General features: G+C 65.1%; 12 protein-coding genes and 1 tRNA gene. 10 read left to right on the top strand and 3 right to left on the bottom strand.

Annotated elements, in window-relative coordinates; genetic code table 11:
- Positions 1–3: 3 nt before the first annotated feature.
- The 3 genes from DU505_RS18470 to ispB all read right to left on the bottom strand — a co-directional run bounded on the left by DU505_RS18470 (position 4) and on the right by ispB (position 2778).
- Positions 4–1314, bottom strand: coding sequence for a sensor domain-containing diguanylate cyclase (locus DU505_RS18470; RefSeq protein ID WP_114480462.1), 1311 nt, complete (start codon positions 1312–1314; stop codon positions 4–6).
- Positions 1315–1593: 279 nt separating this feature from the next.
- Positions 1594–1670: transfer RNA gene (locus DU505_RS18465), tRNA-Pro, on the bottom strand.
- A 100-nt stretch (positions 1671–1770) separates the two neighbouring features.
- Positions 1771–2778, bottom strand: a complete 1008-nt coding sequence (ispB, locus tag DU505_RS18460) for an octaprenyl diphosphate synthase (RefSeq protein ID WP_114480461.1) — start codon at positions 2776–2778, stop codon at positions 1771–1773.
- A gap of 281 nt (positions 2779–3059) precedes the next feature.
- Here ispB and rplU point away from each other — a divergent pair, with 281 nt between their 5' ends.
- The 10 genes from rplU (at position 3060) to fkpB (ending at position 13704) form a co-directional block, all read left to right on the top strand.
- Positions 3060–3371, top strand: coding sequence for a 50S ribosomal protein L21 (rplU, locus tag DU505_RS18455; protein ID WP_043512263.1), 312 nt, complete (start codon positions 3060–3062; stop codon positions 3369–3371).
- 33 nt (positions 3372–3404) lie between these two features.
- Positions 3405–3662 (top strand): 50S ribosomal protein L27, encoded by a 258-nt coding sequence (gene rpmA, locus DU505_RS18450; RefSeq protein ID WP_066443752.1) that lies wholly within the window; start codon positions 3405–3407, stop codon positions 3660–3662.
- A gap of 84 nt (positions 3663–3746) precedes the next feature.
- On the top strand, positions 3747–4934 hold the full coding sequence (cgtA, locus tag DU505_RS18445; protein WP_114480460.1) for an Obg family GTPase CgtA: 1188 nt from the start codon (positions 3747–3749) through the stop codon (positions 4932–4934).
- A gap of 186 nt (positions 4935–5120) precedes the next feature.
- Entirely contained in the window at positions 5121–6269 is a 1149-nt protein-coding gene (gene proB / locus DU505_RS18440) for a glutamate 5-kinase (RefSeq protein WP_114480459.1), read from the top strand.
- Positions 6270–6487: 218 nt separating this feature from the next.
- Entirely contained in the window at positions 6488–6754 is a 267-nt protein-coding gene (gene rpsT, locus DU505_RS18435) for a 30S ribosomal protein S20 (protein ID WP_066443760.1), read from the top strand.
- A 263-nt stretch (positions 6755–7017) separates the two neighbouring features.
- The gene (gene murJ, locus DU505_RS18430; RefSeq protein ID WP_114480504.1) at positions 7018–8541 is read left to right on the top strand and encodes a murein biosynthesis integral membrane protein MurJ; all 1524 of its coding nucleotides are present in this window, start codon (positions 7018–7020) and stop codon (positions 8539–8541) included.
- A 261-nt stretch (positions 8542–8802) separates the two neighbouring features.
- Positions 8803–9861: a bifunctional riboflavin kinase/FAD synthetase gene (gene ribF, locus DU505_RS18425; protein WP_114480458.1), complete on the top strand. Its 1059-nt coding sequence runs from the start codon at positions 8803–8805 to the stop codon at positions 9859–9861.
- A gap of 10 nt (positions 9862–9871) precedes the next feature.
- Positions 9872–12706: an isoleucine--tRNA ligase gene (gene ileS / locus DU505_RS18420; RefSeq protein WP_114480457.1), complete on the top strand. Its 2835-nt coding sequence runs from the start codon at positions 9872–9874 to the stop codon at positions 12704–12706.
- Positions 12699–13214 carry a signal peptidase II gene (gene lspA, locus DU505_RS18415; RefSeq protein ID WP_181872869.1) on the top strand — a complete coding sequence of 172 codons (516 nt, stop codon included), beginning with the start codon at positions 12699–12701 and terminating at the stop codon, positions 13212–13214. Before ileS ends, lspA begins: the two co-directional genes overlap by 8 nt.
- Before the next feature lie 43 nt (positions 13215–13257).
- Positions 13258–13704, top strand: a complete 447-nt coding sequence (fkpB, locus tag DU505_RS18410; protein ID WP_114480455.1) for an FKBP-type peptidyl-prolyl cis-trans isomerase — start codon at positions 13258–13260, stop codon at positions 13702–13704.
- The last annotated feature ends 50 nt before the right edge of the window (positions 13705–13754 follow it).

Genomic DNA, 13754 nt, shown 5'->3' with positions numbered 1-13754 from the left:
GGCTCAGTCGGCGATGCCCACCCGGTTGCGCCCCGCCCGCTTGGCCCGGTACAGGGCGCTGTCGGCGCGGGCCAATATCGCTTCCGGGGTATCACTGCGACGGTACTCGGCAATACCCATGCTGATGGTCAGGGCTAGGCCGTTAAGGCGGGTTTCTGCCACCTGCTGGCGCAGCCGTTCGGCGAAGACCGTTCCCCCCTGGGCAGAAGTGTCCTGCAGCAGAATGGCGAACTCTTCGCCGCCCCAGCGTGCCAACAGATCGGTGCTGCGCAGGGTATGGCCGACCAGCGCTGCCAGGCGCTTGAGGATGATGTCGCCCGTGTCATGGCCATGCTGGTCATTGACCGCCTTGAAGTGATCGATATCGAACAGCAGTAACGAGAAGGTGTTGTCGCTCCGCTCGGCCTGGCGAATCGCCTTGCGCATGGCGGCGTCGAAGGCGCGGCGATTATGGGTGCCGGTCAGGTGGTCGCGGGTGGCCTGATGCTCGAGCTCGCTCTCCATCCGCTTGCGTTCGGCGATATTGTGGAAAACGGCAATGAAGTGCCGGACCTTGCCGTTGGTGTCGTAAACGGCGGTGATCGACTGCCACAGCGGATAGATTTCACCGTACTTGTTGCGATTCCATATCTCGCCCTGCCAGTGTCCGGTTTCCAGCACCGCCTGCCAGAGCCTGGCATAGAACGCCTTGTCATGGCGCCCGGACTTGAAGAGCTTCGGGGTCAGGCCAATGACTTCCTCCTCTGAATAGCCGGTGATGTCGGTAAAGGCCTGATTGACCCGCTCGATTCGCATGTCGGCATCGGTGATCAGCGTGGCCTGGCCGGTCTGGAACACGCTGGCCAGCAGCTTTAGCTCCTCCTCCTGGCGCTTGCGCTCGGTGATGTCCTCCTTCACCGCGACGAAGTTGACGATCTCGCCGCTGTCGTCGCGTACCGGCGTGAGTGTCTCGGCCTCCCAGTAGAGTTCGCCGTTCTTCTTGCGGTTGAGCAGCTCCCCCTGCCATACCCGGCCGCTGCGCAGGGTCTGCCACATGTCGTGATAGATGCCTTCCGGGGTCATGCCCGACTGGATCATCGCGGGGGTCCTGCCGATCAGCTCTTCCCGGCTATAGCCGGTGACGTCGAGGAAGCGCTGGTTGACGTACTCGATGCGGCCGTCAGTATCGGTGATGGCGGTCGCGGCGGGGCTCTGCTCCACGGCAATGTAGAGTTGATAGAACTTCGCACGCAGCGTGTCGAGATCGGCGCTGGTCCAGTCGGGTGCGGCAGTTGCCGAGTGAGCGGATGTGCTGTCGAGGCCGTCTGTTGTCATGCGACCCTCCGTGTTATTGGACTTGTTCTGGCGCAAATCTTTACTGGAACAGGTTGAATTACCGGGTCAGGGGAGGCGATGCGGAGGCCCCGGCCGCGCAGAATAGCGCCTTTTTGGGGCACGTTCACGCCGAAGTTGACGAACCTAGGCTAAAGGATGGGTGCCAGGCTGGCTCCGTTGCCGACTGCCTGTTTGTTAGCCGAGTTGTTAGCCGAGGCTTGCCGAACGAAAAACGGCCACCGCTCCGATGAGCTAAGTGGCCGTTTTTGCTATGTTTTCTGGTCGGAGTAGCAGGATTCGAACCTACGACCTCTGCCTCCCGAAGGCAGCGCTCTACCAAGCTGAGCTATACTCCGATTCTTGCCAGTTTTCACTGTGCTGCCAGACTCCTGAGCCTGACGAGATCGGCATTATACGCAATTGCCTTGGGCTTGCAAGCCCCTTGGCGGCGCGGTTTCAGGCCTCTCGGTCAACCGCCATACGGGCCAGTTCCGCCATGCTGTCACGATAGCGACTGGGGGGCAGGAGATCCAGCTGTTCGAGGGCCTTGGCGGCCATCTCCTCGGCGCGGGCGCGGGTGTAGTCCAGCGCGCCGGTGTCGCGCACGATGGCCAGCACTTCGTCCAGGTGGTCGAGGCCGCCCTGGCGGATGGCCTGGCGAACCGTCCTGACCTGTTCGGGGGTGCCCGCGGCCATGGCCTGGATCAGCGGCAGGGTCGGCTTGCCTTCGGCCAGGTCGTCACCCACGTTCTTGCCCATGGCCGTGGCGTCGCCCTGATAGTCGAGCAGATCGTCGATCAACTGGAAAGAGAGCCCCAGGTAGCGGCCATAGTACTGCAGCGCCGCTTCCTGCTCCTGGCTCGCCTCGGCGAGGATCGCGCCGCTATGTGACGCCGCCTCGAACAGCATGGCGGTCTTGCCGAGGATGGTTTCGAAGTAGGTGGCTTCGTCGATATCGGGATTGCCCACATTGGTGAGCTGTTGCACCTCGCCCTCGGCGATGACGCAGGTCGCACCCGAGAGCACGTCCATGATTCGCAGCGAACCGATCTCCACCATCATCTGGAAGGAGCGGGAATAGAGATAGTCGCCGACCAGCACCGAAGGCGCGTTGCCCCAGGCGTCGTTGGCGGTGGCGCGGCCACGGCGCAGGTGGGAGTCGTCTACCACGTCGTCGTGCAGTAGCGTGGAGGTGTGCATGAACTCGATCAGCGTGGCCAGGGAGATGTGCTTGTCGCCCTGGTAGCCCAAGGAACGAGCGGCCAGCAGTACCAGCAGCGGACGCAGGCGCTTGCCGCCGCTGGCGATGATGTACTGCCCGATGGTTTCCACCAGCGGAACGCGCGACGCCAGCTGGGACATGATGGTGCGGTTGACTGCGGCAAAGTCATCGGCGACCGCCGCATGGAGCGGCGATTCCGGGGAGGTGCCGGCAGATGAATTCGGAGTGACGTTGGCTGGCATGGGTTCGTTGTCATCAAGCAGTGGGGCCGGCAAGTCGAAGGCTTTGCCCGCGGCCTTGGGTTGCGGATCATGCTATGGGGCCCCTCGAGGGGCGTCAAGCGGCGTCACGACTGCAATGACAACCTGTGGTAGGCGCTCAAGTTGTGGCTTGAACGACTCGGTAGGTGTCGCTATAATACGCGGCCCACTCATCACGCTCCCTGTCAGATGGCTGCCGAAAGAGGCGCCACTCGAAGCAGGCCGACGAAGAGCCAACCCCGATGAGTTCTGGAGACACGCACATGTACGCAGTAATCAAGAGCGGTGGCAAGCAGTACCGCGTTCAGGAAGGCCAGACTCTCAAGCTCGAGAAACTGGAAGTGCCGACCGGCGAAACCGTCGAGTTCGACCAGGTGCTGCTGGTAGCCGACGGCGACGACGTCACGGTTGGTGCGCCGCTGGTTGACGGTGCCAAGGTGGCTGCCGAGATCGTTTCCCACGGCCGTGGCGAAAAGATCCGCATCATCAAGTTCCGTCGCCGGAAGCACAGCATGAAGCGTCAGGGCCACCGTCAGTGGTTCACTGAAGTCAAGATCACCGGGATCTCCGCGTAAGCGGCAACCCCCTGAACGAGCGAGGACTTTGCAATGGCTCATAAGAAGGCAGCCGGCTCTACCCGTAACGGCCGCGATTCAGAATCCAAACGCCTTGGCGTCAAGCTGTTCGGTGGCCAGGTCGTGACCGCCGGTAACATCATCGTCCGTCAGCGTGGCACCAAGTTCCACGCCGGCACCGGTGTCGGCCTCGGCCGCGACCACACGCTGTTCGCTCTGAGCGACGGTGTGGTCAAGTTCGAGACCAAGGGTCCGAAAAACCGCAAGTTCGTCAGCGTCGTCTCTGCCTGAGAGCGCACGAACCGGTAGTAGGAGGGCCCCGCCAAGGCGGGGCCTTCTTGTATCATGACGGTGGATACCGTCGGGAGAATGGCAATGCAGTTCGTCGACGAAGCCTCGATCATCGTGGAGGCAGGCAGAGGTGGCAGTGGCTGCCTCAGCTTCCGCCGCGAGAAATACGTGCCCAAAGGTGGCCCCGATGGCGGCGACGGCGGGCATGGCGGTAGCGTCTACCTGGTGGGTGACGACTCCCTCAATACCCTCATCGACTTCAAGTTCCAGCGTTTCTACCAGGCCGAGAACGGCCGGCCCGGCCAGGGGCGGCAGATGAGCGGCCGCGCCGGTGACGATCTGGTGGTCAAGGTGCCGGTCGGCACCACCGTGATCGACGAGGACACGCTCGAAGTGATCGTCGATATCACCGAGATCGGTCAACAGGTGCTGGTGGCCCAGGGCGGGCGTCGCGGGCTCGGCAATATTCACTTCAAGTCCTCCACCAATCGGGCCCCGCGCAAGACCACGACGGGTACCGAGGGCGAGCGGCGCAACCTGCGCCTGGAAATGAAGGTGATGGCCGACGTGGGCCTGCTGGGCATGCCCAACGCCGGCAAGTCGACGTTGATCCGTTCCGTCTCCGCGGCCAAGCCCAAGGTGGCCGACTACCCCTTCACCACCTTGGTGCCCAACCTGGGCGTGGTAAAGCTCGGCATGCACGAGCACTTCGTCATGGCCGACGTGCCAGGGCTGATCGAAGGGGCATCCGACGGTGCCGGGCTGGGGCTGCGTTTCCTCAAGCACCTGACGCGCACCCGGCTGCTCTTTCACGTGGTCGACATGGCGCCCTTCGACGAGTCCGATCCGGTGGAGGCCGCCGAGGCGATCATCCACGAGCTGGGCCAGTTCTCGCCAGCCCTCGCTGAGCTGCCGCGCTGGCTGGTGGTCAACAAGCTTGATCTGGTGCCCGAGGAGGAACGCGAGGCACGGGTGGCTGCCATCGTCGAGGGTCTCGCCTGGGAAGGCCCGGTGTATCGTATCTCCGCCATCAGCGGCGAGGGCACCGATGCCCTGGTGCAGGCGGCGCATCGCTGGTTGACCGAGCGGCGCCGTCTCGAGAACGAGGACGAGGAGGCCGCGGAGCGCGAGCGCCAGATGCGCGAGCGCATGGAGGCAGAGTCCGTGGCGCGTACCGAGGCACGCCTGGGTCGCCGCCGCAAGCGCAAGGACGACGATGATGACGACTTCGATGACGATGATTATGACGTCGAAGTCGAATACGCTCCTTAGGAAAACACTGCCTAAATGCCTGCGCGAGCGAATCGCTGCGTTGCGCGGTGCTCGGAATCCTCACATATACCCCATATGCTCCGGTTCCTGTGCTCCGTGCGCCTTGCGCTTCATCTCGCTCGCCAATTTATTCAGCGCTTCCTTGGAGGTATCAACTGGTTGCGCTGACGTAGTTGTTTTTGCTGGATGGGAGAGCAGAGTGTGAACGAGCGGGTACCGGGACGCGATGCGCTGCGTGGCGCTCGTCGGGTGGTGGTGAAGATCGGCAGCGCGCTGCTGACCAATGACGGTCGCGGTCTCGATGAGCCTGCCATCGGCGGCTGGGTGGACCAGATCGCCGCGCTGCACCGGCGCGGCATCGAAGTGGTGCTGGTCTCTTCCGGCGCCGTGGCGGCCGGCATGGTACGGCTGGGCTGGCAGGTGCGGCCTTCGGCGGTGCATGAGCTGCAGGCCGCCGCCGCGGTGGGTCAGAATGGCCTGACCCAGTGCTATGAGCAGCACTTCGCCAGGCATGGCCTGCTCACCGCCCAGGTGCTGCTGACCCACGACGATCTCTCCAACCGCAAGCGCTACCTCAATGCCCGTTCGGCATTGCGCACCCTAGTCGATTTGCGGGTGGTGCCGGTGGTGAACGAGAATGACACCGTGGTCACCGACGAGATCCGCTTCGGGGACAACGACACCCTGGGCGCCTTGGTGGCCAACCTGCTGGAAGCCGATGCCCTGGTGATCCTCACCGACCAGGAGGGGCTGTTTGACGCCGACCCGCGCCACAATCCCGATGCCCGGCTGATCCACGAAGGGCGTGCCGGCGATCCGTCGCTGGCCGCCGTGGCGGGCAGCGGGGGTGCGCTGGGGCGCGGTGGAATGACCACCAAGGTGCAGGCGGCGCGGCTGGCGGCACGTTCCGGCGCGGTCACGGCGATTGCCAGCGGGCGCCAGCCCGAGGTACTTACCCGGCTGGTGGAGGGGGAGCGGCTCGGCACGCTGCTGTCCCCCGAAGAAGCGCCAATGGCGGCACGCAAGCGCTGGCTGGCCGGCCAGCTGCAGGTGCGTGGCAGCCTGGTCCTGGATGCCGGTGCGGTGAAGGTGCTGCGCGGTAGCGGCTCGAGCCTGCTGTCAGTCGGGGTCAAGGCGCTGTCGGGCAACTTCGTGCGTGGCGACATGGTGCTCTGTGTCGACGAGCAGGGCGAGCGGGTGGCAAAGGGGCTGGTCAACTACGACGCCGCCGAGGCGAGCCGGCTGCTTGGCAAGCCCAGCCATCAGATCGAGGCGATCCTGGGTTACATGGAGGCGCCGGAGCTCATTCATCGTGACAACCTGGTGGTGCTCTGAGTGAGAGCCACGCCTCACTGCACGTGAGTTCATCCACCTGTGGCAAGGCGGCGGGTTGTTATGGTAGGATGCGCCATCCTCTCAGACACGGCTCGTCGACAACCATCGCGTTGCCGGATGGCCACACCGGCGGAAAAGCCAATTTTTCCAGTCCGGACAAAATGTTATCAATGCCGTCGGGATGCCCGGCGGCGTTAATGTATTCCAGGAGATAGTCAGTGGCGAACAGCAAGCAAGCCCGCAAGCGTGCCCGTCAGGCCGAAGGCCGTCGTGTTCTGAAGGCGAGTCAGCGTGCCATGGTGCGCACTTACCTCAAGCGCGTCATCAAGGCCATTCAGGGCGGCGACCACGCCGAGGCCATGAGCCAGTTCAAGCAGGCGCAGCCGGTCATCGACCGCATTGCCGACAAGGACGTGCTCTCCAAGAAGAAGGCCGCGCGCCTGAAGAGCCGCCTGAACAAGCGAATTAAGGCGCTGGCTGCGTAAGCCGGTCGCTTTTGAGGAGTCCCGAACGCTGCAGTGCCGATGCGCTCACGTTCGAAGATATCCCACGAAAAACCGGCCAAGGCCGGTTTTTTTGTGTCTGGTTTCTACCCGAGTGAATCTTCGTTGAGTCAGCCTGCCGAGGAAGGGATAGCGTGACGGATCGCGAACAGCCGCCCGAGTCAAAGCCGCTGCCGCCAGGGGGGGCGCCTCCTGTGCCGGTGGCCGACGATGACCGGGCCGTGGCGCCGAAGGCCGGAGGGCTGATGCGCTCCGGCCTGGTGGTCAGCGTGATGACCATGCTGTCGCGGGTCATGGGGTTGGCGCGGGATGTGGTGGTGGCGACGCTGTTCGGTGCCGGCAGCGGTGCTGATGCCTTCTTCGTCGCCTTCAAGATCCCCAATTTCATGCGTCGGCTGTTTGCCGAGGGTGCCTTCAACCAGGCCTTCGTGCCGGTGCTGTCGGAATACGCCACCCGCGGCAGCAAGCGTGAGGTGCGCGAGCTGCTCAATGCCGTGGCGGGCAGCCTCACCGCGGTGCTGGCATTGATCACGGCCCTGGCCATGCTGGCGTCGCCCTGGCTGGTGTGGCTCTTCGCCCCTGGTTTCGGCCGCGACCCGGCCAAGCTGGCGTTGACCGCCGACATGCTGCGGCTGACCTTTCCCTACCTGCTGCTGGTCTCTCTGACGGCCTTCGCCGGCAGCGTGCTCAATACCTGGAACCGTTTCGCGGTGCCGGCCTTCACCCCGGTGCTGCTGAATCTCTCTCTGATCGGTGCGGCACTGCTGCTGACGCCGCTGATGGAAGAGCCCGCCATGGCGCTGGCCTGGGGCGTGCTGATCGCGGGGTTCGCCCAACTGGCCTTCCAGGTGCCGTTCCTGGTCCGCCTGGGGCTGATGCCCACGCCCTGGCCCAACTTCGCCCACACCGGGGTGAAGCGCATCCTGGTGCTGATGGCGCCGGCGCTGTTCGGGGTCTCGGTCTCGCAGATCAACCTGCTGCTCGACACCGTGCTGGCTTCGCTGCTGGCGCCGGGTAGCGTCTCCTGGCTCTACTACTCCGACCGGCTGGTGGAGCTCCCCCTGGGCGTATTCGGTATCGCCATTGGCACGGTGATCCTGCCGGCGCTCTCCAAGCGCCACGCGGCCCAGTCCGGGGAGCATTTCGCTGCCATGCTCGACTGGGCGGTGCGGGCCGTGCTGCTGCTGGGGCTGCCGGCGGCCCTGGCCCTGGCGGTGCTGGCAGAGCCGCTGCTGATCTCGCTGTTCCACTATGGGGCCATGACCGAAAACGACATCACCATGGCGGCCATGAGCCTGCGCGCCTACGCCTTCGGGCTGATCGCCTTCATGTTGATCAAGGTGCTGGCGCCGGGGTTTTTCGCGCGCCAGAACACCAAGACCCCGGTGAAGATCGGCATCATCGCCATGGCGGCCAACATGGTCTTCAACCTGATCCTCATTTGGCCGCTGGCCCACGCCGGCCTGGCCCTGGCCACGGCGCTGTCGGCCTTCCTCAACGCCGGCTTGCTGGGCTGGCTGCTGTGGAAGGAGCGGGTGCTGGTGTTCCAGCCCGGCTGGGGGCGTTTTGGATTGCAGCTGCTGGGCGGCTGTACGGTCATGGGGCTGGGCCTTGCGTGGCTCTCTCCCGACTGGCAGCAGTGGCTCGGCTGGGGCGTCTGGACCCGGGTGCAGTGGCTGGCGATGCTGGTAGTGGCCGGTGCGGCGGTCTATTTCGCCTGGCTCATGGCCTTCGGGGTGCGGTTGCGACACTTTCGGATGAAAGGTTGAGTGAGGATACGCAGAATACCCCGAGGGTCGCCGGGGCTGATCCGGGGGCAAAGGTCGCTGAGAAGGCGCTGTGAATCCTTCCCTGGACGCTACATTTGCCATCCATGGCAAATGACCTTCTCGGCGACCTGCCCCCGGCACCCCTGGGAGGGGCGGGTCTAGATGGCTTGCAAGTGGGCGAACGGCTGTCAAGGGGGCATGGGTTCGCTATAATCGATGCCTTTACACGTTTCAAACAGAACAGGACATAGCGACGACCAGATGGAAGTCATTCGAGGACTGCATAATCTGCGCGAGGAGCATCGCGGCTGCGTGGCCACCATCGGCAATTTCGATGGGGTGCACCGCGGCCATCAGGCGATTCTCGACCAGTGCCGCGAGCAGGCCTCGAAGCTGCAGCTGCCGGTCACGGTGGTGGTGTTCGAGCCCCAGCCCAGGGAGTTCTTCGCCGGCGACCAGGCCCCGCCGAGGCTGACCCGCCTGCGCGAGAAGGTGCGCCTGCTGGGCGAGGCCGGCGTGGAGACTGTGCTCTGCCTGCCGTTCAACGATGCCCTGCGCAGCCTGACGGCGGTGGAATTCATCGACCGGGTGCTGGTCGAAGGCTTGGGCGTACGCCATCTGGTGGTAGGGGATGACTTCCGCTTCGGCTGCGACCGCAGCGGGGACTTCAACCTTCTGGCCGAAGAGGGCGAGCGTCGCGGGCCCAATGGCTTCAGCGTCGAGCATACCCGCACCTTCACCCTGGACGACGAGCGCGTCTCCAGCACCCGGGTGCGGACCCTGCTGGCCAGCGGCAACTTCTCCCAGGCGGCGCGCATGCTGGGCCGGCCCTATCGTCTGGCCGGACGGGTAGTCGCCGACCAGAAGCTTGGCCGCACCATCGGCGTACCCACCGCCAACCTGCCGCTGCTGCCGTTGCCCCTGGCGCTGCGCGGCGTCTATGCGGTGGTGACCGAGCTGCCCGATGGCAGCCGCTGGCCGGGCGTAGCCAATATCGGCTGGCGCCCAACGGTGGGCAGCATCCGTCCGGTGCTGGAGGCTCACCTGTTCGACTTCGACGGTGATCTCTACGGCCAGCGGCTGGCGGTCTTCCCCTGCGCCAAGCTGCGCGGCGAGGTGAAGTTCGACGACTTCGCCGACCTCAAGCGGCAGATCGGCGCCGACCAGGTGCGGGCCCGGGGCTATTTCGACGCGGGCACCGGAGCCGATGGCGCCGGCCTCACAGACGACACACTTCCACTGGCATCGGCGCCCCTGGCGCGCGAGGCCGTGGCTTCCGAATTCTCGGCGGGACGCCCCGCCGACCACGACGACGGCTGACCCCCAGGATATGAGCGACTACAAGCACACACTGAATCTGCCCGAAACCGACTTCCCCATGCGCGGCATGCTGCCCAAGCGTGAGCCCGGTCAGGTGTCGCAGTGGCAGGACATGAAGCTCTACCAGCGCCTGCGTGACGAGCGCCGCGGGCGCGAACAGTTCGTGTTGCACGATGGCCCTCCCTATGCCAACGGCAGCATTCATATCGGTCACGCCGTCAACAAGATCCTCAAGGACATCATCGTCAAGTCGAAGAACCTGGCCGGCTTCGATGCCCCCTACGTGCCCGGCTGGGATTGCCACGGCCTGCCCATCGAGCACAAGGTGGAGACCACCCACGGCAAGCACCTCGAACCCGAGAAGGCCCGGGGGCTGTGCCGCGAGTATGCCGGCGAGCAGATCCAGGAGCAGCTTTCCGACTTCGTGCGTCTAGGCGTGATCGGCGACTGGGACAACCCCTACCGCTCCATGGACTTCGCCAACGAGGCCGGCGAGATCCGCGCCCTGGCCGACATGGTCGAGGCGGGCTACGTGTTCAAGGGGCTCAAGCCGGTCAACTGGTGCTTCGACTGCGGCTCGGCCCTGGCCGAGGCCGAGGTGGAGTACCAGGACAAGCAGTCCGACGCCATCGACGTGGCCTTCCCGGCCGCCGATGAGGCCAGGCTGGCGGCCGCCTTCGGCCTGACCGAGCTGCCCAAGCCCGCCGCCATAGTGATCTGGACCACCACGCCCTGGACCGTGCCCGCCAACCAGGCGCTCAACGTGCATCCGGCCTTCACCTACGCCCTGGTCGACACCGGCGAGCGCCTGCTGCTGCTGGCCGAGGAGCTGGTGGAGAGCTGCCTGGAACGCTACGGCCTGGAAGGCGAGATCATCGCCACCGCCACCGGCGAGCGGCTGGACCTCATCGAGTTCCACCACCCCTTCTATGACCGCCTGTCGCCGATCTACCTGGCCGACTACGTCGAGTCCGAGGTGGGCAGCACGGGTATCGTCCACTCGGCACCGGCCTATGGCGTCGACGACTTCGTCACCTGCCGCGCCCACGGCATGGCGTTCGAGGAGATCAAGAGTCCGGTGCAGGGCAACGGCGTCTACGCCGACGACCTGCCGTTCTTCGGCGGCCAGATGATCTGGAAGGCCAATCCGCAGATCGTCGAGAAGCTGCGCGAGGTAGGCGCACTGCTGGCCCACAAGCCGATCACCCACAGCTACATGCACTGCTGGCGCCACAAGACGCCGGTGATCTATCGTGCCACCGCCCAGTGGTTCGTGGGCATGGATATCCAGGGCAAGGATGGCCGCACCCTGCGTGAGCGCGCCCTGGCCGGTATCGAGGCGACCCACTTTACCCCCGCCTGGGGCCAGGCTCGCCTGCACTCCATGATCGCCAATCGCCCCGACTGGTGCATCTCGCGCCAGCGCAACTGGGGCGTGCCGATTCCCTTTTTCCTGCACAAGGCCACCGGCGAGCTGCACCCGCACACCGTCGGGCTGATGGAAGAGGCGGCCAAGCGCGTCGAGGTCGAGGGCATCGATGCCTGGTTCCGCCTCGACGCGGCCGAGCTGCTGGGTGACGAAGCCGCCGACTACGACAAGGTCACCGACACCCTGGACGTCTGGTTCGACTCCGGCACCACCCACCGCCATGTGCTGCGCGGTTCGCATCCTCACGGCCACGAGAGCGGCCCGCGTGCCGATCTCTACCTGGAGGGCTCCGACCAGCACCGCGGCTGGTTCCATTCGTCGCTGCTGACCGGCTGCGCCATCGACGGCCACCCGCCCTATCGCGGGCTGCTGACCCACGGCTTCACCGTGGACGCCCAAGGCCGCAAGATGTCAAAGTCCATGGGCAACGTGGTGGCCCCCCAGGAGGTGATGGACAGGCTGGGCGCCGATATCCTGCGCCTGTGGGTCTCCTCCTCCGACTATTCCGGCGAGATGGCGGTCTCCGACGAGATCCTCAAGCGCACCGCCGACGTCTATCGGCGTATCCGCAACACCGCGCGCTTCCTGCTCTCGAACCTCAACGGCTTCGAGCCCGGCCGGGACCAGGTGGCCTTCGACGATATGCTGGCCCTGGACCAGTGGGTGGTGGATCGCGCCGCCCAGCTCCAGGCGCGCATCGAGACGGCCTATGAGGAGTACCGTTTCCTCGACGTCTACCAGCAGGTTCACACCTTTTGCTCCCGTGAGCTGGGCGGCTTCTACCTGGACGTGATCAAGGATCGCCAGTACACCACCCAGGCCGACTCCCTGGCGCGACGCAGCTGCCAGACCGCCCTCTACCAGGTGGTGCAAGCGCTCTCCCGCTGGGTGGCGCCGATCCTCTCGTTCACCGCCGAAGAGATCTATACGCATATTCCCGGACAGCGGGGTGATAGCGTGCTGCTCGAGACCTACTACGAAGGGCTCTCGACCCTCACCGACGATGCACCCCTGGGTCGCGACTTCTGGGAGCAGGTGCTCGAGGTGAAGCAGGCGGTCAACAAGTGCCTGGAGGACGCCCGCAATGCCAAGACCATCAAGGGCAGCCTGGCCGCCGAGGTCACGCTCTACGTCAGCGACGAGCTGCGCACGACCCTGGCCAAGCTCGGCGACGAGCTGCGCTTCGTGATGCTGACCAGCGAGGTGCGCCTGGCGTCGCTGGGCGAGGGGAAAAACGCCGAGGTCACCGAGCTCGACGGCCTCAAGGTAGCCGTGGCGGCCAGCCCGCACCAGAAGTGCGAGCGCTGCTGGCATCACCGCGAGGATGTCGGTACGCACAGCGAGCACCCGGACCTCTGCGGCCGCTGTATCGGCAACCTGCCCCAGGGCCCCGGCGAAGAGCGTCACTATGCCTGATGTCACTGGCGGAGAACCGATGCAGCGGCCGCTGCGCTGGCTATGGCTGGCGGCGGCCTGGATCCTGCTGGACCTGGGCACCAAGGCGCTGGCCACCAGCCTGTTGAGCTACGGCCAGCCGGTGGAGGTGCTACCGTTCTTCAACCTGACGCTGCTGCACAACACCGGCGCGGCCTTCAGCTTCCTGGCCGACAGCCCCGGCTGGCAGCGCTGGTTCTTTGCCATTGTCGCCGTGGGCGCCAGTATCGGCCTGACCTACTGGATGACTCGCCTCAAGCGCGACGAGCCGCTGCTGGCGATCTCGCTGGCCCTGATCATCGGCGGGGCGCTGGGCAACCTTTACGATCGCTTGGTGCATGGCTACGTCGTGGACTTCCTGTCGTTCCATGTGGCCGGCTGGTACTACCCGGCCTTCAATGTGGCCGACATCGGCATCACCCTGGGGGCCATCGGCCTGATCTGGGAATCCATTTTCGAGGGGCGCAAGCAGGCGCGCCGCCGCGGTTGACAGGGCTCATGCCGCGACACGACAGAGACAGCAGAGGGCAACCATGAGCGAATATCGCATCGACGAGGGGATGGAAGTCACCCTGCATTTCACTCTCAAGCTGGAAGACGGCACCGTGGTGGATTCCACCCGCGACAAGGAGCCCGCCACCTTCCAGATGGGCGATGGCAACCTGCCGCCGGGCTTCGAGTATCCGCTGAAGGGAATGAGCGACGGCGAGAGCGGCAGCTTCGAGATCACCCCCGAGCACGCCTTCGGCCAGCACAACCCGCAGAACGTCCAGCTGCTCAGCCGTGACGACTTCGAGGATATCGAGCCCGAGGTGGGCACCGTGATGTCGTTCGCCGACGCTGCCGGTGGCGAGCTGCCCGGTGTGATCATCAGCGTCGAGGGCAAGCAGGTGGAGGTGGACTTCAATCATCCGCTGGCAGGGCGTACCCTGACCTTCGAGGTCGAGGTGATTGACGTGAGGCCCGCGCAGACGCATTGAGCGGTTAGCTCGATGCTTCTTTTGCCGGAAGGGCGTCGGGGGCAGGTCGA

It is taken from the genome of Billgrantia montanilacus (assembly GCF_003336675.1).
Classification (GTDB): domain Bacteria; phylum Pseudomonadota; class Gammaproteobacteria; order Pseudomonadales; family Halomonadaceae; genus Halomonas; species Halomonas montanilacus.
The sequence above is the reverse complement of the archived record's forward strand: the minus strand, read 5'-3'. Positions and strand labels throughout refer to the sequence as shown.

Bases quoted from the DNA above. Each gene is read 5' to 3' on its own strand.
- ileS (WP_114480457.1), top strand. From the start codon at position 9,872: ATGAGCGACTACAAGCACACACTGAATCTGCCCGAAACCGACTTCCCC.
- DU505_RS18470 (WP_114480462.1), bottom strand. From the start codon at position 1,314: ATGACAACAGACGGCCTCGACAGCACATCCGCTCACTCGGCAACTGCC.
- rpmA (WP_066443752.1), top strand. From the start codon at position 3,405: ATGGCTCATAAGAAGGCAGCCGGCTCTACCCGTAACGGCCGCGATTCA.
- rplU (WP_043512263.1), top strand. From the start codon at position 3,060: ATGTACGCAGTAATCAAGAGCGGTGGCAAGCAGTACCGCGTTCAGGAA.
- ribF (WP_114480458.1), top strand. From the start codon at position 8,803: ATGGAAGTCATTCGAGGACTGCATAATCTGCGCGAGGAGCATCGCGGC.
- ispB (WP_114480461.1), bottom strand. From the start codon at position 2,778: ATGCCAGCCAACGTCACTCCGAATTCATCTGCCGGCACCTCCCCGGAA.
- cgtA (WP_114480460.1), top strand. From the start codon at position 3,747: ATGCAGTTCGTCGACGAAGCCTCGATCATCGTGGAGGCAGGCAGAGGT.
- fkpB (WP_114480455.1), top strand. From the start codon at position 13,258: ATGAGCGAATATCGCATCGACGAGGGGATGGAAGTCACCCTGCATTTC.
- murJ (WP_114480504.1), top strand. From the start codon at position 7,018: ATGCGCTCCGGCCTGGTGGTCAGCGTGATGACCATGCTGTCGCGGGTC.
- lspA (WP_181872869.1), top strand. From the start codon at position 12,699: ATGCCTGATGTCACTGGCGGAGAACCGATGCAGCGGCCGCTGCGCTGG.
- proB (WP_114480459.1), top strand. From the start codon at position 5,121: ATGGGAGAGCAGAGTGTGAACGAGCGGGTACCGGGACGCGATGCGCTG.